The sequence below is a fragment of the Nostoc sp. NMS7 genome (genome assembly GCF_017115085.1).
GTDB lineage: Bacteria > Cyanobacteriota > Cyanobacteriia > Cyanobacteriales > Nostocaceae > Nostoc.
Genome location: NZ_JABXKJ010000201.1, coordinates 1 through 25,961 on the forward strand (window position 1 = coordinate 1; position 25,961 = coordinate 25,961).

The window sequence follows — 25,961 nt, forward strand, 5'->3', positions numbered from 1 at the left end:
ATGCCCAATGCCCAATGCCCAATGCCCAATGCCCAATGCCCAATGCCCAATGCCCTGTGTTCCTGTAGACTTAATCTTTACTTTATAACCAGGGAAAGAGGTACACAAAGCTACTTGTGTGGAATCTTAGGTATTAGAGATGAAACTAATTTCTCACTTTTCCTCCAAAGCTACCGAAGATTCCATGCAAAGCAATTTAGTTATATTTCCTAACGCTGAGGCTGCTAAAAAGAGCAGACAAACAGAAGAAAGAACAATTACCAAGTACGAGCGTGCTGAGGAGCAATTTATAGAACTGCTAGCAATGGAGGATTTGGACAATCAACTGGATGTAGAACCTGCAATAGCCAGTGAGTTTGAACAGACGCTCTCTATGGCAATTCGCGCCGCTTATCATGACGATCGCTCTGATGCACAGGCTCACCGTTTTCTGCAACGGATACTTTATCGAATTAATCGGCTAAAGCTATTTTGGTATGACGATTTGTGCCACTATACCAATGAGCGATCGCTTTACTTGTATTCATGTCGTGACCAAATTGAAGCTGCTTGGCAAAAGTGGGAACTGGCACAAATCGATGTGACCGCACTGCAACAATTGGATGTCAAACAAGCTTTAATTGCGCGTGCATCTGCTGATTTAGATCCGCCCTTGTCAAACAATAGCCGATACATCCGTGAGGAAATGACGGAAGTTGGCTATCGCCATTTGCTAGCGATCGCTTCCTTTGATGGCTTAGTTGAAGGTAGTCGTCTTTGCTACGTATTGGGTGGTGCTGCTAATGAAGTGCAGTGTACGCTGGTGCGAGTATTACTAGAAGAATACGGCAATGGTCGTTTATCCCGCAAGCACTCGACGTTTTTTGCTCAAATGCTGGCTGAGTTTGGCATGAACACTGAACCAGAAGGATACTTCGATTTAGTACCTTGGGAAGTCCTGGCTTGCGATAATCATAACTTTCTCACCACTGATCGCAAACGCTATTTCCTACGTTACAGTGGCGCGTTGACATATTTTGAGGTGGGTGGGCCTGCGGCTTACAAAAACTATTTGGCGGCGGCGCAACGACTCTCACTCTCAGAGGCGGCGATGGGTTATTGGGAACTGCACATCAAAGAAGATGAACGCCACGGCCGTTGGATGTTGGATGATGTAGCTTTGCCTTTGGCAGAACGATATCCCGCTCAGGCGTGGGAACTGGTGCTTGGGTATGACCAGGAGAAACTAATGGGCGAGCGCGCGGCGGGTGCTGTGATGCGATCAATACGTGAAGCAGAACAAGCCGCTTTAATCATCTAAGAAAACTCAAAAATTAGAATTAAAAATGGCAAACTTTTCTGGCGTTTCTAATTTGACATTTTTAAATCATTCTATTGCTAATCCACTTCCAACCTAATTTCTTTAGTGAGGGCTTCTTTACTAAAGGAACGGTTATTTATTGCCTTGAGATTAAGGTAGTAAACAACCTTGAATCACATTGATTATACCATACATTTTGAAGTGCAGTCAAATGAAAGACATATTTTTTTGCCCTGAAGAATCTAATTTCTACTCAAACTGTTTAGAAAGCTTTGTTATTAGAAATTGTAAAAAGTCTGAGTTGGTTGTGGAATTTGGTTCAGGAGATGGCAGCCCTGTGATTAATTCATTATTGAGAAATCAGTTTGATGGAGTGATACATGGATTTGAATTAAATACTTCTGCATGGAAAGTCGCAAATTCAACCATCGATGAATATGATCTCACTAATAAATACATAATCCATAATTCATGTTTGTTTAATTCTTCTCAACCAGATGCAGAGTATCTTGTAGCCAATCCACCGTATCTCCCCGCACCAGATAATGATATTTATATGCCACTCTTATTTGGGGGCGTAGATGGAGCCACAGTTACCAACGAGCTTTTATCGTTAGATTATGAAAATGTCTTGGTTTTAATATCTAGCTTTTCTAATCCAATAAGTACGCTGAAGCTCGCAAAACAAAATGGATATTGTGTTTCAAATTTCATGGTGTTACCTTTGCAGTTCGGCTACTATAGCTCTGATCCCAAGGTAAAGAAACACATAGAAAAACTCCGAAAAAATCAGATGGCATTTTATTCTGGCGATTATTATTTTTTAGCTGGGGTTTTATTTAAAAAATGCCAGGATTCTGTAATTGATTTATCTAATCAATTAGCTCAGGTTATGACTAGTTTGTGAAGATGGAGAACAACTTACCAGTGCTGTCTTTAGGAACCAGCAAATTTTTAGAAATGCCAACCGCCTGGGGATATTTAGCAATATCCCTTAAACATGATGCGGTTACTATAGCAGTTATCGTACCCTGCGGGTACTCCGTTAGAGAACTCGTAGAGTAGCCATTACGCGTCTATGGATGCAACACATGGTAGGGGCACACAAAAAGATCAGGCGTGTCAACTTCAGCTAAAACTCCTTTAAAATCTCTTTGTGTTATTTACACAAATGCTAAGAGTTGATGAACAAGGTGATCATAAGTAGCAGCATTCGATGTAGATGTAAAAGCTACTTTGATCAGATGACCGTATTTTCTGATTAACACAATTGCTTTGTAGGCGATCGCCTATATTTTAATTCAACAAATTTATAGTTCTGGCACCTGTAGGTTACGTTTATTACCTGCGTAATGCTTGTAAATAATTTCTGGAGAGTTACCAACCCACCTTCCTACATCCTTCGCATTAATATCAGCTTCTAGGCAAAGAGTAATAAAAGTGTGTCTGCATTGGTAAGGTTTGCGATATTCGCTTACTACACGTTGTTTTACAAGTTTAGTTACGATTCCATCTATATGTGTACCACGATGATTTTTGTAACCTTTCCAGGCATGATTGAGAAAATCTCCAAAGTCTACTATGCCGCCTTTCTTGCTTCTAAAGATAAAATCATCTGGTTTACAGTTCTCAGGTTTGATAGAGTCTAAAATTTCACGGTGCTGATGATTAATCGGAAAACGTCTTTGGCTTTGGGTTTTTAATCCATCTTTGAGAGCTAACCCTTTAGTACTGATTGTAATTGCTTGCTCAAAGGTAATGTATTTATCACTGATATGCTTCCATTGTAGAGCGATCGCTTCTGATGGTCTGCACCCAGTAAAAAATAATAATTTTACTAAAGGAGCATAGTAGCTGTAGAATTTGCTCTCCTCAAATGCTTGAATTATGCTATCCCGTTCTTCCTTAGTAAAGGGATTAATTTCATATTCTGATGATTCTGACTTCGGCATCTGAATGTCTTTTGCCATACTTTGAAAGGGATTGGATTCAATTAGCTGACTTTTAAGTGCCCAATCACAGCAAGCATTTATATTTGTCAAAGTACGTTTGGCAGCATTAGCACTGAGATTTGCAAGTAAATAGTCTCGAATTGCGATCGCATCATCTAAAGTTTTAGTTGGTAACTTAGCAATGTGATTGCGATATTTACGGTAGTCAACCGCATAAGTAGAAGGACTAACCTGTGGTTTTTTAAACTCAGCGTATTTTTGCCATAATTCTCCCAAGTCATATTGGGGGGTAGCTGAAGGATTAATTGGCGTAATTGGGCTAACGGTGCTTAATGAAGCTACTGGTTTGTACTTAGCTAAACTGGCATCAAACTCTCCATAGTCAATATCCCTCTGGATTGTTGCCGCTAAAGTTGATGCTTAATGTCTTCCTAAAGGTGTATCGTAGTGCCTTGTCGAAAGGTAGAAACGCTTGGTTTTTAGCTCTCCCGTCGGCGTAACAATAGGATGAGAAAAAACTAATTGGAGACTGCCGTTAGAGTTCTTAATCTGCACTGAACCCCTACGGGCAATACTTTGAGATTTTTGAAGTTCCATAAGGTAAATTAACTGGGGTAAATACCTTTATCCTTCTACTTTACCCCAGTTTTACCCCAGAAATACCTATTGGGGTAAAAACCTCTATCTTACATTTTTACCCCAGTTCTTTACCCAAACTACCCAAAATAACCCCAAAAATCTCTGAAGGCTTTGAAAACAAGCCTTTAATGCCCAATAAAAAAGGGCTTCAAAGCCCTGTAATGCTTATATTTCTTTGAAGGCGGCACCCGGATTTGAACCGGGGGTGGAGGTTTTGCAGACCTCTGCCTTACCACTTGGCTATGCCGCCACAGCATGAAACATACAGTCTTCTGCCTGCCACTCGATAGTTTTGAGAGCCAAAGAGGAGCTAACAGCCCTAGTTTAACAATAGTAGCACAAAAACTAATCTGTAATTTTTTTCCTTGTTCCCATGTGAAGCATGGGAACAAGAGAACAATAGAGAAATCGGGCTTTTTTTCGACTTGTCAAACCTTTACTTCATCGGCAAAACTGCCCCATCGAACAAAGTGAAATGGCCCGGCAATAGAACCCCATAGACGTTCATTTGTCTCTAAATCCCTTCCCCGGTCGAGGCTGAAAAATTCTTTAGCGTCAATCTCAAATTCGTTATCTAGATAAGTATTTTTGCCGTCACGAACCACAATGCAGCCTTTACCAGGTTCGACTCTGCCTTTAAAGCTATTACCTGTCCACTCTACAACCATGTTGCAACCTGGCATTTTTTCCAATTGGTCAACGGATAAAACTTTTAAACGTTCGGGTTCACGAGATGCGCCGAAAAATTTTTGTTCTTCTTTAACTGTGTAGTGTTCAATAACAATGTGGTTTTCTGTCGGAATCAACTTCATTACCCGCATTCGGTAGGGTTGATTGAGCATAAAATCATAAGCTTGTTCGAGAAATAAACTTACTCCTGAGAACAATTCCCAGGGAAGGGGACGGATACACACACGAATGTGAGCATAAAAAGGCGGGTTTTCAAAAGCTTGTTCTTGATTGCTAAAGTCAGCTGCCATCCACCGGGCTAAGGTGGCAATATCAGTAGAATGAGTCACGTTGCTTCGCTCCGAATTCAAACATTCAAAATTCGTCTGGGAAAGTTCTGATGTCTACGCAATTTTTCAATTAGATATTACGATCGCTCTTAGTTCCAGAGTGCTAACTAAAATCCCATTGCCTGGGCGACTGCGCCCAATTCTGCGGCAATACCCTGTTGAAATTGACTGTGATTGTGTTTAATCGCTGTATCTGGGTCTTTTAGACCATTGCCTGTGAGGACACAAACCACTGTCGCCCCTGTCGGAATTTGGTCTTTCACCTGCAACAACCCAGCTACAGAAGCGGCGCTAGCAGGTTCGCAGAAGATACCTTCTGATGTTGCCAAAAGTCGATAAGCGTCGAGAATTTCGGCATCGGTAACGGCGTGGAAATTTCCCTGACTTGCGGTTTGCGCTGCAACAGCTAACTCCCAACTAGCAGGGTTGCCAATGCGAATTGCTGTCGCTAGGGTTTCGGGATGCGCCACTCGCTGACCATGTACTAATGGGGCTGCACCTGCGGCTTGGAATCCCATCATTCGGGGTAGGCGATCGCACTTTTTGGCTTGATGATATTGACAAAACCCCATCCAATATGCTGTGATATTTCCGGCATTGCCCACGGGGATACATAGCCAGTCTGGGGCATCACCCAGCACATCAACAATTTCAAAGGCTGCCGTTTTCTGCCCTTCTATGCGGTAGGGATTGACCGAATTCACCAAAGTTATGGGATAGCTTTTGGACATCTCGCGGACAATTTCTAGCGCTTGGTCAAAATTACCTTTAATTGCCAATACTTCTGCACCGTAGAGTAATGCTTGGGCTAACTTGCCTAGCGCTACATAACCTTCGGGAATCAGTACAAAGGCATTCATTCCCCCACGCCTAGCATAAGCGGCGGCTGAGGCTGAGGTATTGCCCGTGCTAGCACAAATTACTGCTTTTGCCCCTGCTTCCTTGGCTTTGGAAATTGCCATAGTCATCCCCCGGTCTTTGAAGCTGCCGGTGGGATTCAGACCGTCATATTTGACAAAAACCTGCACTTGTCTGCCAATGCGTTCGGTGATCGCTGGCACTGGTATTAGAGGTGTGTTACCCTCCAACAATGTGACAATCGGTGTTTTTTCGCTGACAGGCAAATATTCACGATAGGCTTCTATCAGTCCAGGCCAGGGTTGGCGATGAGATTTAGCAGTAGACAGGCTCAAAGTCACGGGATTTAAAATTTCTTAATGTAAGGATTGGATATTTAGAAACGGTGGCATAGTGAAGCACAAAATCGGGAAAAGGAAGAAAGTAAATTTTTCTTTGCCAGTTCCCAGTTCAGAGTCCCCTAATTCCAAACGTATATTATTAAGAATATTATTTTTTGTCGTGCAGGCGTTACACTTGCTATTTTTATTTTATTTGGAACGTTGGTTTATCGTAAACTGCCACGGTACTCTTCGGTCTAACAAAATATAGTCTATATTTGACGTTCTCCCCGATAATCACAGGTACGGGGATTCTAATCATTGCTGATTAGGTTTTCTCTTTCGTCGAGTTCCCTTACAAAAAAGTGTTTCCACTATGCATTGCAGAGGGGAATCTCTCCAGAGACTTGAAATACGGTGCGCCCCACCGTATTTGCCAATTCTTTCAGGGATAGTTTTAAAATGTTCAACGCTGCGTTTTCGTCTCTATCAGCTATATATCCGCAGTGTGGACAAGTATGAGTTCTGGTTGAGAGTGTTTTAACTACTATTTGACCGCAGGTTGAGCAATTTTGACTGGTATAACTGGGATTAACCGCGATCACCGGAACACCATAAACAATACCAAAATACTGTAACCACTCTCGAAACCTATACCATGCAACGTCAGATATTGATTTGGCTAAACAGTGATTTTTAATCATGTTACGCACTTTGAGGTTTTCAATCGCTACCAAGTCGTGAGACTGGATGACGCGCTGGGCTAATTTACAAACCCAATCGTTGACGCCTGCGTGATACCTTCAGATGCGCTCTACCTAATTTATTTCTAGCTTTAGCTCTATTCCTACTTCCTTTTTGAGATTTAGATAAACGACGGTTTAAGCGTTTAATTTTGCGCTCATCTGTTCTCAAAAAACTGGGATTGTCTATTTTTTCACCATTGCTATCTGTGTAGAAATGGCTTAGACCAACATCTAGACCTATTTGTTTACCGGTTAACTCTTTATTATCCTCCCTGTTGTGATCAATTAAAAACTGTGCATAATAACCATCGTGCCTTCTAACAACTCTTAGCCGTTTAATTTGGTCAAGTTGATAAAAGTGCAAGTCTCTAGTTCCCCAAAGTTTAAATGTACCTGCTTTGAAACCATCGGTAAATTCTATATAGCGCCTATCTAACGATAGCTTCCATCCAGTAACCTTATACTCTAGCGATGCTCTCAGAGCCTGTTTCTTAAATTTAGGGAATCCCTTTTTTCCCTTAACTTGCGCTTTGCAATTTTGATAAAATCTCTCAATGCTTGCCCAGGCTCTTTCAGCATGAGCTTGCCGAGCTTGAGAATTTAGCAACTTGCAAAAAGGGAATTCAGCATTATCTACTAAAGTTTTGCAGTGTTTGTAGGCATCATTACGACTTTTAACTAGACCATCTAACCAAGCACGAATTATAGAATTACGCACAAAAAGACCAGTCCGAATCCCGCTATCGAGTTTATAGTATTGGTTCTGTGTTCCTTCTAGCTTTGCTTCGTAGACTAGCATCTTATCGTTTGAGACTACGATAAGATTATATCATCTATCTCAGAAAAAGTAGAACTGGAAAGGTGAGGCTTTATACCCAATTTTTCGGTAACGTCAAGTGGACAGAAGCTTTGCACACTTAGGGCGATGTATTCTCTGGAACACAGCCATTATGATCACCGTCTCTTATGATTGAACCTGAAATCCATTAGAGTAATTGATTGAAAATATCCAATATTATAATAAAGCTGAAAAGAGAATTATTATAATATTTCTAATGGTGTGAGTTAAATTGTGGATTTAATTAGCGATGCCTACTTGTTTATCTAGTGTTTCCGATCGCGAGTCCCAGACCAACTGGGTGAGTAAGTTAACCAAGTCTTATTATCAAGACGATCAGCAAGCTAAATTTATGCATTTACAAGCAGAGGTAGACTCTCTGTTGCAGCAGTTGGAAAACCTGAAGCACCAACGTCTAGCACAGACCAACCAAAAAGAATAAGTCGTTTTTGGAGATAGCGATGTCTACGATGGTTACTGAGCTTGCCGAAGTACGGGCTACGCCTACGCTTTTCCCCTCTCTAATTTAAATTTGAGGCAGGGGTAAATTTTAGTTAGGGGCGTGCTATTCAAAGCGCTGATTTTTCTCAGACCAGCGCCTCAAACTGTAGTTATGAGCATTTTCTACAAGTAAAGCTAAGGATTGCCCCCCTGAAAGCTTGGCGATCGCCGAGAGTTTTTGTAAGTAATTTCTTGTAAAATCAGTGTAAATGACTTTATTCTGATCAGACAAAATTATAGTCCGGTCACGGGGTTTATTTGTGTTTTCTCTCTGAATTCGAGATTTAGGCAGATTCAAGGATGCTATTTCTTCTACTGAGATAGTCAGTATTATTTCTGGTTGAGCGTTATTTGTTAAATCAATCACTTGAACCGGCCAATCACCCAACTTTTCCTGCATCTGCTCAAAGCTAGGAATAGCACCAGCCGGAACTTCACCAGATTGCTGTAAAGATTGCCACAGACTCGATAAAATTACCTTCACCCCTTGGGGATTTTTTTGATGCAGTTCTTGGAGAGTAATTGGAGATGGTTGCACCCATTCCAGTGCTGCATTTGTCAAAGCTAAAGGTTTGGGTTGGAGAAGATTATTTTGATTCTGTGAAATTTTTGGGCTAGCAGCTAATAGGCGCAAAACTTTACCCTGTAGTTGCACCGCTTTGATAGTGGCTATACTAATTTGTTGTTCTCCATTTGGCAACCAGACCACAATCTGGATTTCCGGGTCAGAAGTGATTCCCAAAGTTTTCCATAAAAATTTAGCGGCATCAGTTTTGGGTAAGTTTAAATTCTCAAAGGGGGAATTTAGCCAGCGTTTCCCATCATTAAATGCACTCACTTCTACCTGATACCAAACTTGGTTATCCCTGAGTTTCAAATCTGCTGGGGAATTTGGTTGCAGCCATTCGCTGTTGATAACTTGAGTGATTGGTTGCACACTACCAACAATCTGACTAGGGTGAGTAGAGGATATTTGCGACTTTCTACCCCCACCATTAAGTTTTGCTAACAAACCTTGAATATAGGCAAGATTATCTTTTGTAATTTTTGGTTGCGCCTTTAACCAAGAATTAGCATGTTCTTCTCCTCGCTGAACTCCTAAAATCAAAGCGAACCAAGCTTGCACATCTAGTCTATTTGGGTTCACCCGCAACGCTGCCACCGTGCGATTCCACAACCGATTTTCATCAGCTTTGAGTAAGGTAACAATTTCTTGGGTATTATGTGGCGACGCTTCAAAGACCTGTAAAGCCTTCCCCCAGCGACCATCAATTAAATCTGCCAATACTTGTTGACTAGGACTTGCCCAATTTTTATCAGCTTGAGTTTTAGTAAGTTGGGAATGCAAGCCAATCAAATCCATTTGCGCTTGCGCCGCCTCTGGCAAAACTCCTTTGCGCTGTTTCTTGATGAATTTCAACCATTCAAAGGCTGGTGTCCAAAGTCCACTACGGGCAATTGACAGGGCGTTTTGGTATGCTAAATCCTTGAGGGCTGGTGATTTGAGAGTAATCGCCTCCAATTCAATTGGTTTGAGGAATAATTTTAGAGGCTTGACTTGGTAAAGCTGTAAGTGCGGTTCTAAACCGATAGTTTGATCAACAACCAACTCTTTTGTACCATCACCAGTTACCTGCTGCCATTTGGGAAATTGTCCATTAGGACTACTCCAAGACAACATTTGTAGTAAATTGGTGCGTTCTGGATTGTAGTATACGACGTAACCGTAGGCGTTCGCACCAGTTACTTGTTGGCGTTGACCCCACAAATTAAACCAAACCCCTGATGATGGTGTACCGCTTTCAAAGGGTTGCACTTGAGTTAAAGGTAGGGAAATATTGATATCCTGGGGTTCTGATGTGCCATCAAGCAAGAGAGAAATCACAAAGGATTCTTCTAGTCCAGTTATCGGCAATTGAGTCGCCAGATAGTAGTAATTTTCTGACTGAGATTTAAACTCTAACTCTTCTGAGCGCTCGTAAACCCTGAGTTCCACAAGTTCTTCACAATCAGATTCACAATTAGCACGCTGTTGAAAAACTGGGAGTAAAAATGAGTTTTCCGCATCCTGATTTAAAGGCAGAGTTTCCCCAAATATTTGGTTTTTTTTACTCAAATCGAGTTGAATTTGTTTGAGAGTTTGGGGGCGTTCGTGCTTCCCAAGCGGGATTTGTGCCCATGCAGGTAAAATTTTATTTAACCAGCTTACCTGATCTGGATTGAAGATGAAGAGAACGCTAATCCAGGCAAAAGCCATAATTAGACTAACACTAGTTAACAGAATTGCGTAGGCGCAGCCCGTCGTAGACATCGCTAGCATTGACGACAACCAACTTCCCCGTTTTAGCTTTTTCTGGGGTTTTTTAGCGACGCGTTTTATCACACCTGCATGAGGTTGATTTCCTTTAGAAGCTTTTGGCGTCAGCTTGCGTGAGCGTTTTGCCATATTAGTTTTCAATCAATCCAATAAGACTTATTAGGTATGGGGCATTGGGCACTTGTACTGAGCGAACGCGAACAGCGTCTCGTAGAGAAGTCGTTGGCGTGGTCACTGAGCCTTGCCGAAGTGCAGCCTCTCGTAGAGAAGTATTGGGACTGAATTCTTCCCAATAAACAATACCTAATAGCTAACTCCTAACTCCCCACTCCCTAATATCCTGTTATACTCATCCTTTCAAAAAGTTGCCCAGAAGCATTAAGTCTAATTTGGGAAAAAATCCGTAAATTTCCCCATGCCAAAAACTCCATCCCTTTGTGGGTGGAGTTTTTTATCAGATATATTACAATAGTCAAGCTTTTCACCCTTCGGGTTCAGCAGTTCCCTGCGACGGGAAACCCGTCTTCAGGGCTGCTTCACCGTATTTACGATGGGAGCGATTATTGGGGTCAGGGTTTTTATATTGCTAATGCGCCAAAATTTCCTCCCACTCAGATTGTGAGAGAGGTTGCAACTCTATTTGCATATCAAAACAATTACTAGCTGCGGCAACCAAAGCTGCAATCAGCTTTTCAATACTTAGACTTTGAGGCAGTTGTACATTCGTAAAAGATTCTGCACCAAATACTTGATTGAACAGTTCAGCATCGGGTTGCAAACGGATTGAACCATGTTGCAAAATTACCCCAGCACGTCGCATTTGAGCGCTACCAATGAGTTTAGCACCATCTGGTAAAACTAAATCTGCACTGGTAGCGGTGCCAAAACAATTAGGGTTGTGGATGTAACCTCGCCCAGCCGTACCGTAATGTAATTGTACGCCAAGCGATCGCCAGCCTTGAATCAAAAACTCACAAATTTTTTCGTACACCTGGAGGCGACTACCCATTAATCCAGATGTGACTACAGCGTAAGTTAAATCACCTTGATGTAGCACCGCCCGTCCACCGCTAGGACGCCGCACTAAATCCAGTTTTTGCCCTTGCCAAGTTAAATGTTGCCAATATTCAGGGTATTGGCGTTGATGATAGCCGAGAGAAATGGCAGGCGGCGACCAGGTATAAAAGCGCAAAGTTGGCGGATGCTTTCCAGACTGGTGCTGTTCTAGTAACCATCGGTCAATCACCATCTGCACATCCCCAGCCGCCTCTAGCAAAGGAATTAGTCGCCACACTTTAGAATTCAAGAGTTAGAGACGCGATTAATTACGTCTGTACAGGAGTTGGGAGTTAGAGACGCGATTAGTCAAGCTGCACCAAATTCCGATTGTAAAGCTTCATCGTTATTATCAGCGATCGTTGCCACAATGGTAATCAGCCGAGAAACTTCGCCAGGAGATAACTCCGCTAAGGTGCGTGTTGATATCACAACCACTCGGTTTTCAACAATACCAAAACGCGCTTCAAAAGTGCTGGAGCAGTTCAACTCCAACAAATAACGCAGCAATCTGGGTTCATCTTTAGCAGGTAAATTTAGCACCTCAGACCAAACCGTTATGGTGTCTTCATCGGTTGTCCCGTTGAGTTGGACAAATACTTGCACACTTCCATACTTAAACTTCCAGAGATGACCACCTTCTGGAGTGTGGCTAACCATCGCACTGTCGTCTTGTTCCAAAGAGTCGATGACATTTTCAATTACCTCCACATGGTTGATGCTTGTCCTTTCGGCGATTAGCTCATTAATGGATTCGTTACTAGTTAGGGTTTCTTGGGAGCTTGTCATACAAATTTTTTCTCAACATACTCGCTGTTTGATCTACACATACTTTATAACTTGTAGACGCAGTTAGTTTGAGCTTCCTTTTGCGGCTACCTTCCAAATGTCCATATAGCCTGACGAATTTTTTCACCTGGGAACTGGTACCTGATTAATTACCGACGCAATTATCGCATTCATTTGTAAACCATCCAGCATCGCTTCTGGTTTCAAAATCAGGCGATGACGTAGCAGTGGCGCTGCAACTGCTTTCACATCATCTGGCGTGACAAAATCTCTCGCACCTAACCACGCTAGGGCTTGAGATGTCTGCAACCAAGCACCGGCGGCGCGAGGCGATGCACCCAAAGTTAAATCAGGATATTGACGCGATGTTCTCACCAACGCCAACAAATAATCAACGATCGCTTCTGATACTTTAACCTCTTTGACTGCTTGTCGTGCTTGCAAAATGTCGGCTACTGTGGCGATTGGTTTCAAACGGCTAATATCCAAACGCCGTGCTGCAAAACCCGCCTGACGATTAAGTAACATTTGCTTTTCGGCAGCTTGATCGGGATAATCTACCACCAGCTTAAATAAAAATCTGTCTAACTGCGCCTCTGGTAAGGGATAAGTCCCCTCAAATTCCAGGGGATTTTGGGTTGCAATCACCCAAAATAAATCTGGTAAGGGTAAACTTTCACCATCCAGCGTTACCTGCATCTCTTCCATCGCTTCCAGTAGCGCCGCCTGGGTTTTGGGAGGAGTACGGTTGATTTCGTCTGCTAGCAGCACTTCGGTAAATATTGGCCCTTTTTTCAAAGTGAAATTGCGGCTATTCAAGTCAAAAATATTTGTACCAGTAATATCTGAAGGTAAAACATCTGGTGTTAGTTGAATCCGGCGAAACTCCCCTTGGATTAACTGCGCCAACACTTTTACTAGAAGGGTTTTACCAGTTCCCGGTACTCCTTCCAAAATTACGTGTCCACCCGCTAGCAGTGCCACTAAGACTTGTTGTATTAGGCTAGATTGTCCAACAACTACTTGATTAAGACCTTGACCAAGGCGAGTTAAGATAGGATGGGTTTCGCTCATATTTTTTTATTTGGAAGTCCTCAAAAATTAATTACGAACTTGTACTGAGCGCAGCCCAAGTATTACGAATTACGAATTAGTCTAATGGTTCGCCATTTCCCCAACCAGCTTAATAAGTCTCGTTCACTGATGGGTTGTTTGCGAGATTGTAGCTTTAAAACTGCATCTAGTTCTGCTGCACTTGCGCCTGTTTTTTCTATCCATAAATTTATCAAAGCTTGAGGTTCTAAAAGTACTTGCCCTAATCCCAAAGCTTTTTGGAGTTGTAGTTGTTCTTGTTTACCCACCATCTGTACAACAAAGTCGGCGGTATCAACTTTCTGCAACACTCCCGCTAAAGCTTGGATGTATGCCTGACTGTTATCTACAACTGGTATATTTAAAGCTAGTGGCTTACCAAAACGGCGATTCTGCCCCCAAGTTAGCAGCAATAGCAGGATACCTACTTGCACCAATATTGGAAATAAAGGAGTTTTAGTAAAAAAGCTAGATAAATCTCCTTCACTTTCTTTCTTCCTGACATCGGCATCTTTATAGCCGTGGATGTATTCATCGACAAATACTGTGTTACCTTTTTCAGTAACCAAATTGGCTAAATATTTGAAATTACTTAAATAATCTTGGTAGGCGTTGGCGGCTAAATAAGGAGTGGTAGAAAAAATCACCTTTCCTTGTTTGTAATTTTCTTCCCAGACAATAGCACCAAAGCGATCGCCTAAATCAACTTGCTTTGAGTTAGCTTTTTTATATCGTCTACGTGTATCAATTTTGATATCACCTTGGGGAGATTTCTGCATCGTGCTAAACTCTGCTTCTGTAACCCGCGCCCCTGCACCCAAAATTACCAAAGTATTCCCTTTTTCTACCCATTCACGCTCTTGACTATTCAGTATCGTCTCCCTTGGATAGCCGCCTACCTGTAGGATGGTAATCGGGCTGTTCTCTGGCTGAATCTCACTAAAAGGCTTTTGCCAGCGCTTGATAGAAATTCCCTGCTGTTGCATAAAAGCATACCAAGCACCATAGCCATCGGAGGCGCGGTTATAGGTAGAACCAGTGTTAAGTTTAGTATTATTAGGAGCCGCGAGCAAACTAAGTAAAACGATCGCAGCTAGTGCGATCGCTCCCATCCAAGCAAGGCGATTTGAACGTTTCATTTTTGACTTTCACTAATAATCACTTCGTTGCAGGATCACTAGTGTTAATACTTACTTATTTTTTAGGTAAAGTCAAAAATATAATTAATCTTATTAACGAACCGCATACTCTTACGGAGAAGCTACGCGCAGCGTCCGACAAGCTCAGTAACCATCGTAGACATCGCTTCCCCATGCCCCATTCCCCATGCCCAAAAACTCCACCCACAAGGGGATGGAGTTTTTTATATTCTTTTTCCCAATGTCGTGTACAAAGCGATTACCACGACATGAGAAAGCGCTGTGAAAAGATAATACTGTGAATTTCGGGTGGTGTTGAGTTAAAAAAGAAACATGAAAATCCTCAAACCCATCACTAATTGGTTAGAAACCCGCGCTTGTGCCCCTTCTTATGGCGGTTGGATACTAGCAGCAACCGCTATTTGTTTTTTTGGAGCAGGTATCAATACGATGGCTGGTTGGCTGTACGCCATTAGTGGCATCAGTTTTGCCCTTTTGGGTGTAGCAGCTATCTTACCACCGCGATCGCTCACAGGTCTATCAATTACCCGGCGTCCCATGCAGGCTGTATCAGCCGGCGATGATCTAACGGTGGAATTAGAAATCCGCAATCAGACACAGCAGCCTGTCAGCTTGTTGCAAGTTGAGGATATACTACCCTTCGTCTTAGGGAAACCAGTACAAAAGGCAATCGAAACAATTCCTAGCCAAGGTAGTTACCGTTGGGTATATTACCATCCTACCCAGCGCCGAGGCGTTTATCGCTGGCATACAGTCGAACTAGGTTCTGGTGCGCCTTTGGGATTGTTCTGGTGTCGCCGTCAGCGTGATTGTGCTGCAATGGCGATCGTCTATCCGACAGTGTTACCCTTGGTTATCTGCCCCCTAGTCGATGAAATGGGGCAAGAAGAGAGCAAAAGGGGCGATGCCCGTGGTAGACCATTGCAGACAGCGACAACGGGGCTGGTGCGATCGCTCCGTCCTTACCGCATCGGAGATCCGACTCGTCTGATTCACTGGCGGACTAGCGCCCGTTATGGCGAATTAAGGGTGCGAGAGTTAGAAATGGTTACAGGTGGACAAGAAATAGTTATTGCCCTTGACAGTGCTAGCAAGTGGGAAGAAGAAAACTTTGAACAAGCAGTAATTGCCGCCGCCTCGCTGTACTTTTACGCACAGCAACAGCAATTAGAGGTGCAACTCTGGACAGCATCAACAAGTTTAATTAAAGGCGATCGCTTTGTTTTAGAAACCTTAGCAGCAACCACAGCCCTAGAAGATGCCAGTTCAGTAGTTCCTAAAAACTACCCTTTGATTTGGCTGACTCAAAACCCCCTGAGCCTTGCTACTCTTCCTCAAGGCAGTCGCTGGGTTTTGTGGCCAAATATTTCTTCACCAGCAGAACCAGAGGTAATCAATTTGGAACACCCTGGTATAATTTTGCAAAGCGATGTCTCCGACGGGCTACACCTACGCCCTCTGCAACCCCAACTGCAAAGAACATTAAATTCGTATTAATCAATACCTTCGCCAAAAAATACACCATAGAAGGGCTATACAAACAAAGCTTTTAGCCCACGGAGGTAAACTTTGTTTGTGTAGCCGCAACTTCTATTAGTTCGGGCAAAGTGCAAGGTTTGAGTTAACTTTGTTTTAGCTGTTTACGTCTTAATACTGAACCAGCACTTAAAGTAGCTATTGTTAGTAGTGCTGGTAGCAATGTTGGTTCGGGAACAGATGTAGCTTTTTCATTAAAGGTAAAGTTATCTAGCGCAAAGTGTGTCCCAGCACCCGACTTTATAAGATAATCTGGTTCAACTCCACCAAATGACGTAAACTTTAATTCATCAACACCAAAAAAATCAAAATTAACTAAAGTTGGCTGTGTCGTATCTACAACCACAGTTTTTGAATACAGGGTTGCGCCGCTCTTTAAACCTTTTACAGTAACCGAAAGACCATTATTCCAAGCAGCTGTGAGGTAAGCACTGTTGAAGTCAAAAACACTATTACTTACTAGCGCTGGGTTTCCATCCCCGTTGAAAGCCACATAGTCTCCTGATACTCTGCCATTGTCATAGCCTGTACGTCTATCGATAGTATTTAAGCCATTTACGTAGTTGAAATTATCCCAATTAAATCCTCCGTAACCATTAGGAATCTGCTCATAATATGAAATAGGCGCTATGTCATCAAATGTTAAAACAGTTGCTTGTGCTACGGCTCCTATTCCCAAAACAATGGCTGTTGCTGCGATCGCAGCAGTCGATAACTTTTTCCCAACAGTTGAAATACTCATATAGTAGTTGTAACTCTTGATAAGTTTGTGCTTTTTTTTGTTACACATTTCACAATATACATTCACTTGCAAAAAGCAAGTATTATTACTTAATTATTTCATGAAGTCTCATAAAGTTATGATGAAGAGAATTCAGCAAAATGTCTAAATAAACAAAGCCTGACATAAGTCTGCTCAAAGGATCGCCCTTGGCATCTTCCCTTAGACGCATCACAGCGTCGTTTGTTGATGAGAATAAATCAACCTCTTGACTTTTAAATTCTGCCTGAAGATGCAACTTGAATTTTGATTAGCTTATAAGTTAAGCTTGTGAGATTTATGAGATTTTGTCTGATCCCAGCACACCGGACATATCAGCCTTTGAGCAAAGTAAAACAATTTGAGCAGGTAAAGTTGGGGAAATACACCCAGTAATCCCTTAGTGAGGCTAAGGTACAATGCAAAGAAATATTTAAATTATGAGCGACATGATCACATCAGAAAATAACACAAAATCCACCGATAAAAGCCTAGAGGCGATGCGGCATTTTTCCGAACAATACGCCAAGCGTACTGGAACCTACTTCTGTTCTGAACCTTCTGTCACCGCAGTTGTGATTGAAGGACTAGCTAAACATAAAGACGATCTAGGTGCGCCCTTATGTCCTTGTCGCCACTACGAAGATAAAGAGGCTGAGGTTCACGCCACATATTGGAACTGTCCTTGTGTACCCATGAGAGAACGCAAAGAGTGCCATTGTATGTTGTTCCTCACCCCTGACAACGAGTTTGCTGGAGAAAAACAAGAAATCTCTCTCGAAACAATTAAAGAAGTACGAGAGAGCATGGGATGAGCGAAATTATGCCCCAAGAGTTTTGGCAAGGCGTAGAACAGTTCAATTCTGGTCAGTTCTATGCCTGTCATGACACTTTAGAGGCTTTGTGGATTGAAGCTAGTGAACCAGAAAAAACCTTTTATCAAGGCATTCTCCAAATTGCTGTAGCGCTGTATCATTTGGAGAATCTTAACTGGCGAGGTGCAGTAATTCTACTTGGAGAAGGCGGCAATCGCCTGCGGCGTTACCCATCTAGTTACGGCAGCGTTGATGTCGATGAGCTATTGAGTCAGAGCGCAGCATTGTTGACAACATTACAACAAATCGGGCCAGAGAAGATTACATCTGGTGATTTGGGTGAAAATCAAGTCTTATCTTTGCCTAGAATTGTGCTAACTACTGATTAGTAATGAGTTGAAGTTGGGAAAAGTAGCTGCAATATTCGGCAGAATAACTAATTTTTGGAATAACCGCATTTTCAGCTTGGATGTTTGATTATAGATATTAGAGTTCCGAGTTTTGAGCTTGAAGTTCCGAGTTTTGAGCTTGAAGTTCCGAGTTCTGAGCTTAGAGTTCCGAGTTCTGAGCTTAAAGTTCCGAGTTCTGAGCTTAGAGTTCCGAGTTCCAATATTATTAAGCTGTAGTAGATTTCATACCAATTACTTGAAACTTTGAGGTTGGGGGTAGCGTCACTATTTCAGGCAGTAGTTATCTGAAATCACTCCAGGTCATATATTTCTTAGTCTGGATAAAGTACTTGAGATAATTACAATACAAGCTGAAATCCTAAATCCCAAATTGCTATGATGCCCTGCTATCAATTGCCCATATCACAGATGCGTCGCTTTGGATTAGCTTTAATGCTGCCAGTTGCACTCTTGGGCGCTTTCGTCTTCCCTACCCAACTACAAACCGCTACTGCACAAACATCTGGAGCAAATCGTCCCCTCACTATCCGCGCTGATGTGCAAGAATATGACGCTAAAAATCAAGTAATCACCGCTCGCGGTAATGTGCAAATGTTGTATCCGGCTCGCCAGATTCAGGCAACATCTGCCCAAGCACAGTACTTTAGTAAAGAACGCCGAATTGATTTCAGTGGCAATGTCTATATTTTGCAACAGGGCGGTAACAGTATCCGAGCAGAAAAGGTAACTTATTTAATTGACGAAGGGCGATTTGTTGCCTTACCCCAATCCAACCGTCAGGTAGAGTCCATCTACATGATCCAGGAATCAAATAATGATGGCCAAACTGCGAAGCCTGCCCCACAGGCACCAGCATTCAAACCTTCTAATTAGCATCTACCATCAAGAAAGAGTGCCTCCAGCGTGAAAATTGTTTTAGAGAATATTCACAAATCTTACGGCAAGCGAGTAATTGTTAATCGTGTCAATCTTTCTGTTGCTCAAGGCGAAGTCGTTGGTTTACTAGGCCCCAATGGGGCTGGTAAAACGACGACCTTTTATATTGCCACAGGTTTAGAAAAACCCAATCAAGGAAAAGTCTGGTTAGGTAATCTCGACGTTACGGGAATGCCAATGCACAAAAGGGCGCGATTGGGTATTGGTTATCTAGCACAAGAACCAAGTGTTTTTCGCCAACTCTCGGTAGAGGATAATATTCTGTTGGTGCTAGAGCAAACTAATGTGCCACGATGGGAGTGGTCAAGACGACTCAGAACTTTACTGCGGGAGTTTCGGTTGGAAAAATTAGCCAATAGCAAAGGAATTCAACTTTCTGGTGGTGAGCGACGGCGAACGGAATTAGCAAGGTCTTTAGCTGCTGGACAAGAAGGGCCAAAATTTTTACTTTTGGATGAACCATTTGCGGGAGTTGATCCGATCGCAGTCTCAGAAATTCAGCAAATCGTAGCACAACTGCGCGATCGCGGTATGGGAATCTTAATTACAGATCATAATGTGCGCGAAACCCTCGCCATCACCGATCGCGCCTACATCATGCGCGAGGGACAAATACTCGCTTTTGGCGCTGCTGACGAACTCTACAGCAACCCTCTGGTGCGGCAATATTATTTAGGGGATAATTTTCAAGTCTAAATTAACAATTATTTAGTTAATATTTTCAAAGGATATTTTTATTGTTTGTTCTTAAGCATAAATTTCTTAATTCATTTCATTTTGCTTTCTCAGCTATTGAGAATTGAACTTTGATGCTAAATACAGTAGATACAGCAGTTTGCAATTAAGTGAGTTACAGAGCCTAGACTCAAGACCCAAACTCCTGTACAGACGCGATCGCGGCTCTCCAAACTCCTGCTGTATACTTTGCTTTACCAAGGTTATCAATATTTAACTTTTCAACTTGCTTATGATCTCAAAGAAGCTCACGTCTTTCTACAGCCTTCATTCGCTGCTGCCTTTTACGATCATGGATCGCTATCTTGCCAGCGAATTGTTAGCGCCCTTTTTCTTTGGTGTCGGAGCTTTTTCTTCGCTAGGCGTTACCATTGATGCTGTATTTGATCTCGTCAGAAAAATTGTAGAATCTGGGCTACCTATAGACATTGCTATTCAAGTTTTTTTGTTAAAATTTCCCAACTTTATCGTTTTAGCCTTCCCCATGTCTACGCTGCTGGCTACTTTGATGACCTACAGTCGTCTTTCTAGCGACAGCGAACTAATTGCCCTGCGTGGTTGTGGGGTCAGTGTCTATCGCATGGTGCTAACTGCTGTGATGTTAAGTCTTGTAGTAACAGGAATGACATTTATATTTAACGAACAAATTGCACCAGCAGCAAATTATCAAGCGGCGATGACTCTAGATAAAGCCCTCAAATCAGATAAGCCAACTTTTAAACAGCAAAATATTTTCTATCCTGAATACCAGGATGTTGTCCAGCCAGATGGCTCTAAGAATAAAAGATTGACACGCTTGTTTTACGCCGACCAGTTTGATGGTAAGCGGATGAAAGGTTTGACGATTATAGACGGCTCAACAAAAGGTCTGAATCAAATTGTGGTATCAGAATCTGCCCAGTGGAATCCTTCGCAAAATGTCTGGGATTTTTACAACGGCACGATCTATTTTGTCGCTGCCGATCGCTCTTATCGCAACATTGTCAGATTTGAACACCAACAACTGCAACTACCGCGCACACCATTAAGTCTGGCAGAAAAAAGCCGGGACTATGGTGAGATGAATATTTCTGAAGCACTACAGCAACTAGAAGTAGAAAATCTCGGCGGCGATCGCCAAAAAATTCGTAAACTCGAAGTGCGGATTCAACAAAAAATCTCTTTACCTTTTGTATGCGTAGTTTTTGGCTTAGTAGGTGCAGCGATGGGAAGCATACCCCAGCGAACTGGGAGAGGTACCAGTTTTGGGATTAGTGTCATAGTTATATTTTCGTACTACTTAATTTTCTTTATTAGTGGTGCGATCGGGCAAGCAGGTGTCCTCTCTCCCTTTATGGGGGCTTGGTTGCCCAACTTTCTTTTTTTGGGAATAGGTCTATTCTTATTGATCCGAGTTGCCAAACGGTAAATTCCGGAAGTCCTACGGTATACACACAAGTCATCCAACTACCCAAAACAAAAACCTCACCCTATCCTGACGGACATCCCTCTCCTTACCAAGGAGAGGGACAGGTTTTGCGTAGCAGAACCAGGGTGAGGTTTTCTTAAGCTATTCGATAAACCGTAAATTGCGTCCAGAGAAACTTCTGTGTACACCGTAGCCTTCTAACAGAGAGGTCAAATTCCAGCCATCGAACTCACGTTCAATTACGGATGATAATTTCGACATTCCGGTGCATCTGGATTTTCCTTACAGTATTCTTCAAAAGAAACTTTGGCTGATACCATACCCTCAGCTTTCTGATGAGCTGCTTCTGCTTGGAGTTCTTCTACTTCATCCCAGGCGACTGCACAGGGTTTAGAATAGGCACCTTGTTCAGTGCAAATAGCACGAGCCTGCTCAATTGCTTTTTGAATTCTCTCCTCCAGCAGTAGCGCTTGTGGCGCTTCCACAAAGTCGCTTTTGGTCAAAATGTCGGTAATCGAGATGATGCCCAACAGCTTGCCTTGAATCACAGGTGCCCTGTGAATACCAGTGTTAGCAAATAACCGCGCTACATATTCCACAGCCAAATCAGGATTTACTACAATGCAGGGCTTGCTCATAATTTCGTAAACCCGCACTTGCTTTGGGTCTTTACCGTAGGCTGTTACTTTATAGACAATATCCGTTTCTGTGACAATACCATAAGCATCATTATCATAGCGACGATCCACAACCAGCGATCGCAATCCTTTTTCTTTCATCACCCCCACTGCTTCAGCAACAGTCGCCGAACCGCGAATGGTAACTACGTCTTTGGTCATGATATCTTCAGCTTTCATCATTGCTGTAGTCTCCTGGTTAATAGTCCGGTGCAGCACAGCGCCTTCAGAGGCGTATCGAAGCATTGCAGCGCACAGTTTGCTAACTAGAAAGTAAAAAAGTTGAACTTTTGTCCAGCCACAACAATAAATTAGACCAGTTGTCAACTCCTGATGTTATCCAGTGTTACCGATATCCAAAAACTAACCATAAATTGCCATAACTTTCTAGAAAATCTTGCCAAAGGACTCCAGCCGCTAATAAGGAACGTGGATTAAATAAAATGCAAAACTCCATCCTGTATCTAGCTTCCCTCTCCAATATATCGGAGAGGGATTGAGGGTGAGGTAAGCCAGGGACATAAATTGTATGTCATTTAATTCTTATTTCTAAGTAAATTTTTGACTACTATATGTCTATTGGTAATGACTAATAACTGATGGAGAAGTTAGGATGAAATCACCATTCAAACTTAAGTTAAGACATTTCCTGTTGAGGAAAGCAAAAACATTAAACAGCAACGTCTTCAGCTTCCGTCAAGTTTTCTCGATTCGAGTAAATTTCAATTACCAATCCCATGCCAAATCGTCATTATCCTCCCGCTTACTTACGCTATCTCAAAGCCAGGTTATCGAATCTAGGGCGACCTGCTTTTTGGGGAACTGCAATTTTTTTATCTGTAGTAGGGCTAGTAACCTGGGAATACTGGTCAAACCCAGATATTTTCGTTTATAAGCAAAAAAAACAAGTCACTTCACAAGAGCCTGCGGATTCCTCCCTGTCAGCAGAAAACAGAGCTATTGCAGCGGATATTGATAACTTACCAGTTTTATTTAATGACTTTGAGCAAACAACTCTCTCAGCAACAGCAAATACCCCGAAGGAAAACACTCAGGGAGAAAACAGCAAAGACTTATTAGAGGATATAACTAACAAACAAAAGTCTGCTAGTGATACCAAATTAAATCCTGGTTTAGGCGTTAATGGCGACACCTCGCCAGCCGTAGAAAATCCCTTTGTTGTACAAACAGAAAATTTATTGCGTACTGGGACGGTTGATAATAATAACCAACTTCTAGGTCTTAAGACTTTAAATGCGGTGTCTGAACCAACAGGGGAGCAACAAACATCCTCTAGCCTCGGTATTGGATTTACTAATCAAACCAACAAGAATCAAAATTCTCTCTCTATCAGCCCTCTGCAAGCGACGCTCAACCAATCGACAAACCAGAAATTGTCTAGCTTCAATGGTACTGCAACTCAGACAAATGCTTTAGGCCGAGTCTCTGACCCAGGAACAACGCTAATGTCACCCATTAACAGCTTACCCAGTCAGAATTCTCTACCAAGTACTGGGTTAACTGCTGGGACAGGCTACACGTCAACGGGTACGAACTTCCCACAAAATTCCTATAATAATTTAAATAACGGTCAGGTGTTACCTAACAATGGGTTAACTACTGGTACAGGTTATACTTCAACGGCTACGAACTTACCGCAAAATCCCTACAATAATTTAAATAGTGGTCAGGTAGTACCTAATGTATCAACATTGACACCCCCAGTCACCTCTCTCGCACCAACTAATATTGCACCTTACTCTAGCCAGAGTCCAAGTCAAGGCGTTGTCACCCCCACAAACCCAGTAGGATATGGTAATTATGGCTTGCAGCAACCGACGCAACTACCACAGTCCTATGGTAATTATGGCTTGCAGCAGCCGGCTCAACTACCACAGTCGTATGGTAATTATGGCTTGCAGCAGCCGGCTCAACTACCACAGTCTAATTCCCTATATCTTCGCCAGCTTCGACAGAAGTATACAGGTAGTGGGCAAAGGTGATTTTATTTATTTGCAGTGAACATAGTGATTTATAGGAGAATTCATCTTGATGAGATATATCAAGATTATTGTCAAAAATACTTGCAATAAATCTTTGATAATTGGTATCAATTAGGGTATAAAATAAATAAATAAATAAATAATTTAATTTGAATACAGAATCATCTAACTAGCAGACATTTAATGCTGGTTCAGTTGCAGTTAATCCTAGCTGAAGCCGAATATATAGGAATACAGTTCAGTTAAGCATCGATCTTCCCAACCCCCCTTTTTAAAGGAGGCTAAAAATGCCTTACCCCTTTTTAAGGGGGACTAAGGGATCTCCAATCACTATGCACCTTAACTGAACCGTATTGGCGTAATTGCCTCCACAACTGCGATGCACCTGCCCCTTTTTTCTAACGTGAGCGATCGCATAAAGACTTTATATTGAGCTAAGGTGATTGTGGGCTATTTGGAATAATCGGAACTTCTGGTGTTTCGGGTTGTTGCTGTTGTCGTTGCAAATATTTACTCAATACATAAGCCATATCCCCACGGGTCAGGGGTTTTAATGGGAAAATATTGCCTTGAGCATCTGTATTGAGAAATCCCTCAGTAGCTACTGTAGCGATCGCTTTTCTAGCCCAAGCTGGGATAGACTTTTCATCAGGATGTGAAGCAAGAATCTCATTAACAGCGTCATCGGAAAACTGAAATACACCATAAGCCTGGGCGAAAATAGCCAGAGCTTCTGCCCTTGTCACCTTTTGATTAGGGAAAAATTCATTGCCTCGATAGCCTTTCATGATATCAGTTTTTAAGACTATCTGTATATTATTAAATGCCCAATCAGAACGAGAAACATCTGGAATAGTTAAATTTTCTTTGTTAACAGCTTGTCTTTTATCTAGCCGAAATGCTTTGACCATAATCGATGCTAATTCAGCCCTACTCAGTAATCTTTCTGGATAAAACTTACCATCAGAAAAATTTGTCATCCATTTGACAGCAGTTACCTGTTGAATGGAATCAGATGCGATTGCAGAAGTAGTTTCTGGCACTTGAGCAATTGCTGGCAAGCTTTGTAGTAGTGCCACTAAAGATAGAGTAATTGAAAGCTGACGCATCATAATAACCACTTTTAGCTGCTAAATGAATTTAAAAACTACGTTACTGAAGTTAACGCCAAATTTGGTGTTCCGAATAACCTGTAACTCAGTTAATGACGAACTTCGGCTGGTCAATGTTGCGTAGCTACGTAGGGTATTCGCTGGTTTTCATACCAAGGGAGTAGAAATCAGCAAAAACTTGTTTTTTACCTTTCATGTTTTAGCGTTATCTCCCCACTACTATGGACTATAGTCAGTTTTTCAGGAGTTTTGGGAATGACAGCAGCAGCAGATCCCGTAAAGTTGATGAAGCAAGAAGTTGGCAAAGCCGCCGCAGCCCTAGTCAAGTCGGGTTCCATTGTGGGGTTGGGTACGGGGTCAACTACAGCATATACGATTCAGTATTTAGGCGATCGCCTCAAGTCCGGTGAACTCAAAGATATCATTGGCATACCTACCTCGTTTCAATCAGAAGTGCTGGCGAAGCAGTACGGTATTCCTCTCGCCACCTTGGACGCTATCGACCACATTGATATTGCCATTGATGGGGCTGATGAAGTTGATCCGCAGAAGAATTTGATTAAAGGCGGTGGTGCAGCACATACCCGCGAAAAAGTCGTAGATTATCTGGCAGAACAGTTTATCGTTGTGGTAGACAGTGGGAAGTTAGTAGACCGCTTAGGTTCTAGTTTCCCTGTACCCGTGGAAGTGATTCCAATGGCAATTACTCCTGTTACCAATGCGATCAAAAAACTTGGTGGCAAACCAGAACTCCGCATGGGTGTAAAAAAAGCTGGCCCAGTAATCACTGATCAAGGAAATTTTGTCTTAGATGTCAGATTTGACTCGATTGAAGATCCAGCCAGCCTAGAAAAGACATTGAATAACATTCCTGGCGTTCTGGAAAATGGCATCTTCGTTAACTGTGTCGATTTAGTTTTGATTGGTGAAGTCAAAGATGGTCAGCCATTAGTGCAGCAACTCTAAGAGTAGAGATTTTGGA

General features: G+C 42.3%; 23 protein-coding genes, 1 tRNA gene and 1 pseudogene. 11 read left to right on the plus strand and 14 right to left on the minus strand.

Annotated features, from left to right (window positions below):
- Positions 1-184 precede the first annotated feature (184 nt).
- On the plus strand, positions 185-1,300 hold the full coding sequence (locus HWQ38_RS22455) for an iron-containing redox enzyme family protein (protein WP_292798093.1): 1,116 nt from the start codon (positions 185-187) through the stop codon (positions 1,298-1,300).
- A 211-nt stretch (positions 1,301-1,511) separates the two neighbouring features.
- Positions 1,512-2,207, plus strand: a complete 696-nt coding sequence (locus tag HWQ38_RS22460; protein ID WP_292797972.1) for an SAM-dependent methyltransferase — start codon at positions 1,512-1,514, stop codon at positions 2,205-2,207.
- Positions 2,208-2,610: 403 nt separating this feature from the next.
- On the opposite strand, the gene HWQ38_RS22465 is transcribed toward HWQ38_RS22460, so the two are convergent.
- From HWQ38_RS22465 to HWQ38_RS22490, 6 genes and pseudogenes are all read right to left on the minus strand, one after another.
- Positions 2,611-3,528, minus strand: a complete 918-nt coding sequence (locus tag HWQ38_RS22465; protein WP_292797975.1) for a tyrosine-type recombinase/integrase — start codon at positions 3,526-3,528, stop codon at positions 2,611-2,613.
- Positions 3,529-3,672: 144 nt separating this feature from the next.
- Positions 3,673-3,849, minus strand: coding sequence for a hypothetical protein (locus tag HWQ38_RS22470; protein WP_292797978.1), 177 nt, complete (start codon positions 3,847-3,849; stop codon positions 3,673-3,675).
- Between the two features lie 221 nt (positions 3,850-4,070).
- A tRNA-Cys gene (locus HWQ38_RS22475) sits at positions 4,071-4,141 on the minus strand.
- Between the two features lie 178 nt (positions 4,142-4,319).
- Positions 4,320-4,910: a chromophore lyase CpcT/CpeT gene (locus tag HWQ38_RS22480; RefSeq protein WP_292797980.1), complete on the minus strand. Its 591-nt coding sequence runs from the start codon at positions 4,908-4,910 to the stop codon at positions 4,320-4,322.
- 107 nt (positions 4,911-5,017) lie between these two features.
- On the minus strand, positions 5,018-6,109 hold the full coding sequence (thrC, locus tag HWQ38_RS22485; RefSeq protein WP_292797983.1) for a threonine synthase: 1,092 nt from the start codon (positions 6,107-6,109) through the stop codon (positions 5,018-5,020).
- Positions 6,110-6,406: 297 nt separating this feature from the next.
- Positions 6,407-7,633: pseudogene (locus HWQ38_RS22490) on the minus strand (RNA-guided endonuclease TnpB family protein).
- Between the two features lie 289 nt (positions 7,634-7,922).
- Here HWQ38_RS22490 and HWQ38_RS22495 point away from each other — a divergent pair.
- Complete coding sequence (locus HWQ38_RS22495) at positions 7,923-8,114, plus strand: hypothetical protein (protein ID WP_292797985.1); 192 nt, start codon at positions 7,923-7,925, stop codon at positions 8,112-8,114.
- Between the two features lie 123 nt (positions 8,115-8,237).
- On the opposite strand, the gene HWQ38_RS22500 is transcribed toward HWQ38_RS22495, so the two are convergent.
- The 5 genes from HWQ38_RS22500 to HWQ38_RS22520 all read right to left on the minus strand — a co-directional run bounded on the left by HWQ38_RS22500 (position 8,238) and on the right by HWQ38_RS22520 (position 14,566).
- Positions 8,238-10,619, minus strand: coding sequence for a hypothetical protein (locus HWQ38_RS22500; protein ID WP_292797987.1), 2,382 nt, complete (start codon positions 10,617-10,619; stop codon positions 8,238-8,240).
- A 457-nt stretch (positions 10,620-11,076) separates the two neighbouring features.
- Positions 11,077-11,739 (minus strand): biotin/lipoate A/B protein ligase family protein, encoded by a 663-nt coding sequence (locus tag HWQ38_RS22505; RefSeq protein ID WP_292798095.1) that lies wholly within the window; start codon positions 11,737-11,739, stop codon positions 11,077-11,079.
- 116 nt (positions 11,740-11,855) lie between these two features.
- Positions 11,856-12,335, minus strand: a complete 480-nt coding sequence (locus tag HWQ38_RS22510; protein WP_292797989.1) for a YbjN domain-containing protein — start codon at positions 12,333-12,335, stop codon at positions 11,856-11,858.
- A gap of 123 nt (positions 12,336-12,458) precedes the next feature.
- Positions 12,459-13,409 carry a MoxR family ATPase gene (locus HWQ38_RS22515; protein WP_292797991.1) on the minus strand — a complete coding sequence of 317 codons (951 nt, stop codon included), beginning with the start codon at positions 13,407-13,409 and terminating at the stop codon, positions 12,459-12,461.
- Between the two features lie 62 nt (positions 13,410-13,471).
- Positions 13,472-14,566 carry a DUF4350 domain-containing protein gene (locus HWQ38_RS22520; RefSeq protein WP_292797994.1) on the minus strand — a complete coding sequence of 365 codons (1,095 nt, stop codon included), beginning with the start codon at positions 14,564-14,566 and terminating at the stop codon, positions 13,472-13,474.
- Between the two features lie 333 nt (positions 14,567-14,899).
- On the opposite strand from HWQ38_RS22520, the gene HWQ38_RS22525 reads away from it, so the two are divergent.
- Complete coding sequence (locus HWQ38_RS22525) at positions 14,900-16,084, plus strand: DUF58 domain-containing protein (protein ID WP_292797996.1); 1,185 nt, start codon at positions 14,900-14,902, stop codon at positions 16,082-16,084.
- Positions 16,085-16,208: 124 nt separating this feature from the next.
- Here the strand turns inward: HWQ38_RS22525 and HWQ38_RS22530 are convergent, their stop codons facing one another.
- Positions 16,209-16,865 carry a PEP-CTERM sorting domain-containing protein gene (locus tag HWQ38_RS22530; protein ID WP_292797999.1) on the minus strand — a complete coding sequence of 219 codons (657 nt, stop codon included), beginning with the start codon at positions 16,863-16,865 and terminating at the stop codon, positions 16,209-16,211.
- A 467-nt stretch (positions 16,866-17,332) separates the two neighbouring features.
- Between HWQ38_RS22530 and HWQ38_RS22535 the strand changes: the two genes are divergently transcribed.
- From HWQ38_RS22535 to HWQ38_RS22555, 5 genes are all read left to right on the plus strand, one after another.
- On the plus strand, positions 17,333-17,698 hold the full coding sequence (locus HWQ38_RS22535) for a ferredoxin thioredoxin reductase catalytic beta subunit (RefSeq protein ID WP_292798097.1): 366 nt from the start codon (positions 17,333-17,335) through the stop codon (positions 17,696-17,698).
- Positions 17,695-18,087 (plus strand): DUF309 domain-containing protein, encoded by a 393-nt coding sequence (locus HWQ38_RS22540; RefSeq protein ID WP_292798002.1) that lies wholly within the window; start codon positions 17,695-17,697, stop codon positions 18,085-18,087. The genes HWQ38_RS22535 and HWQ38_RS22540 overlap by 4 nt, the downstream gene beginning before the upstream one ends.
- A 396-nt stretch (positions 18,088-18,483) precedes the next feature.
- Entirely contained in the window at positions 18,484-18,981 is a 498-nt protein-coding gene (locus tag HWQ38_RS22545; RefSeq protein ID WP_292798004.1) for an LptA/OstA family protein, read from the plus strand.
- Positions 18,982-19,011: 30 nt separating this feature from the next.
- The gene (gene lptB, locus HWQ38_RS22550) at positions 19,012-19,740 is read left to right on the plus strand and encodes an LPS export ABC transporter ATP-binding protein (protein ID WP_292798007.1); all 729 of its coding nucleotides are present in this window, start codon (positions 19,012-19,014) and stop codon (positions 19,738-19,740) included.
- A gap of 331 nt (positions 19,741-20,071) precedes the next feature.
- Positions 20,072-21,187, plus strand: a complete 1,116-nt coding sequence (locus HWQ38_RS22555; RefSeq protein ID WP_292798100.1) for an LptF/LptG family permease — start codon at positions 20,072-20,074, stop codon at positions 21,185-21,187.
- Between the two features lie 239 nt (positions 21,188-21,426).
- Here the strand turns inward: HWQ38_RS22555 and HWQ38_RS22560 are convergent, their stop codons facing one another.
- On the minus strand, positions 21,427-22,047 hold the full coding sequence (locus HWQ38_RS22560) for a CP12 domain-containing protein (RefSeq protein WP_292798102.1): 621 nt from the start codon (positions 22,045-22,047) through the stop codon (positions 21,427-21,429).
- Between the two features lie 554 nt (positions 22,048-22,601).
- Here HWQ38_RS22560 and HWQ38_RS22565 point away from each other — a divergent pair.
- A complete protein-coding gene (locus tag HWQ38_RS22565; protein WP_292798009.1) occupies positions 22,602-23,867 on the plus strand; it encodes a hypothetical protein in 1,266 nt (421 codons plus the stop codon).
- A 434-nt stretch (positions 23,868-24,301) separates the two neighbouring features.
- On the opposite strand, the gene HWQ38_RS22570 is transcribed toward HWQ38_RS22565, so the two are convergent.
- Positions 24,302-24,976 carry an S-layer homology domain-containing protein gene (locus tag HWQ38_RS22570; RefSeq protein WP_292798103.1) on the minus strand — a complete coding sequence of 225 codons (675 nt, stop codon included), beginning with the start codon at positions 24,974-24,976 and terminating at the stop codon, positions 24,302-24,304.
- Between the two features lie 258 nt (positions 24,977-25,234).
- Between HWQ38_RS22570 and rpiA the strand changes: the two genes are divergently transcribed.
- Positions 25,235-25,945 (plus strand): ribose-5-phosphate isomerase RpiA, encoded by a 711-nt coding sequence (gene rpiA / locus HWQ38_RS22575; protein WP_292798012.1) that lies wholly within the window; start codon positions 25,235-25,237, stop codon positions 25,943-25,945.
- Positions 25,946-25,961: the final 16 nt, after the last annotated feature.

Coding starts and splice junctions, on each gene's coding strand:
- HWQ38_RS22455 (WP_292798093.1), top strand. CDS start 185: ATGCAAAGCAATTTAGTTATATTTCCTAACGCTGAGGCTGCTAAAAAG.
- HWQ38_RS22460 (WP_292797972.1), top strand. CDS start 1,512: ATGAAAGACATATTTTTTTGCCCTGAAGAATCTAATTTCTACTCAAAC.
- HWQ38_RS22470 (WP_292797978.1), bottom strand. CDS start 3,849: ATGGAACTTCAAAAATCTCAAAGTATTGCCCGTAGGGGTTCAGTGCAG.
- HWQ38_RS22495 (WP_292797985.1), top strand. CDS start 7,923: ATGCCTACTTGTTTATCTAGTGTTTCCGATCGCGAGTCCCAGACCAAC.
- HWQ38_RS22500 (WP_292797987.1), bottom strand. CDS start 10,619: ATGGCAAAACGCTCACGCAAGCTGACGCCAAAAGCTTCTAAAGGAAAT.
- HWQ38_RS22505 (WP_292798095.1), bottom strand. CDS start 11,739: ATGGTGATTGACCGATGGTTACTAGAACAGCACCAGTCTGGAAAGCAT.
- HWQ38_RS22510 (WP_292797989.1), bottom strand. CDS start 12,335: ATGACAAGCTCCCAAGAAACCCTAACTAGTAACGAATCCATTAATGAG.
- HWQ38_RS22515 (WP_292797991.1), bottom strand. CDS start 13,409: ATGAGCGAAACCCATCCTATCTTAACTCGCCTTGGTCAAGGTCTTAAT.
- HWQ38_RS22520 (WP_292797994.1), bottom strand. CDS start 14,566: ATGAAACGTTCAAATCGCCTTGCTTGGATGGGAGCGATCGCACTAGCT.
- HWQ38_RS22525 (WP_292797996.1), top strand. CDS start 14,900: ATGAAAATCCTCAAACCCATCACTAATTGGTTAGAAACCCGCGCTTGT.
- HWQ38_RS22530 (WP_292797999.1), bottom strand. CDS start 16,865: ATGAGTATTTCAACTGTTGGGAAAAAGTTATCGACTGCTGCGATCGCA.
- HWQ38_RS22535 (WP_292798097.1), top strand. CDS start 17,333: ATGATCACATCAGAAAATAACACAAAATCCACCGATAAAAGCCTAGAG.
- HWQ38_RS22540 (WP_292798002.1), top strand. CDS start 17,695: ATGAGCGAAATTATGCCCCAAGAGTTTTGGCAAGGCGTAGAACAGTTC.
- HWQ38_RS22545 (WP_292798004.1), top strand. CDS start 18,484: ATGATGCCCTGCTATCAATTGCCCATATCACAGATGCGTCGCTTTGGA.
- HWQ38_RS22555 (WP_292798100.1), top strand. CDS start 20,072: ATGGATCGCTATCTTGCCAGCGAATTGTTAGCGCCCTTTTTCTTTGGT.
- HWQ38_RS22560 (WP_292798102.1), bottom strand. CDS start 22,047: ATGATGAAAGCTGAAGATATCATGACCAAAGACGTAGTTACCATTCGC.
- HWQ38_RS22565 (WP_292798009.1), top strand. CDS start 22,602: ATGCCAAATCGTCATTATCCTCCCGCTTACTTACGCTATCTCAAAGCC.
- HWQ38_RS22570 (WP_292798103.1), bottom strand. CDS start 24,976: ATGCGTCAGCTTTCAATTACTCTATCTTTAGTGGCACTACTACAAAGC.
- rpiA (WP_292798012.1), top strand. CDS start 25,235: ATGACAGCAGCAGCAGATCCCGTAAAGTTGATGAAGCAAGAAGTTGGC.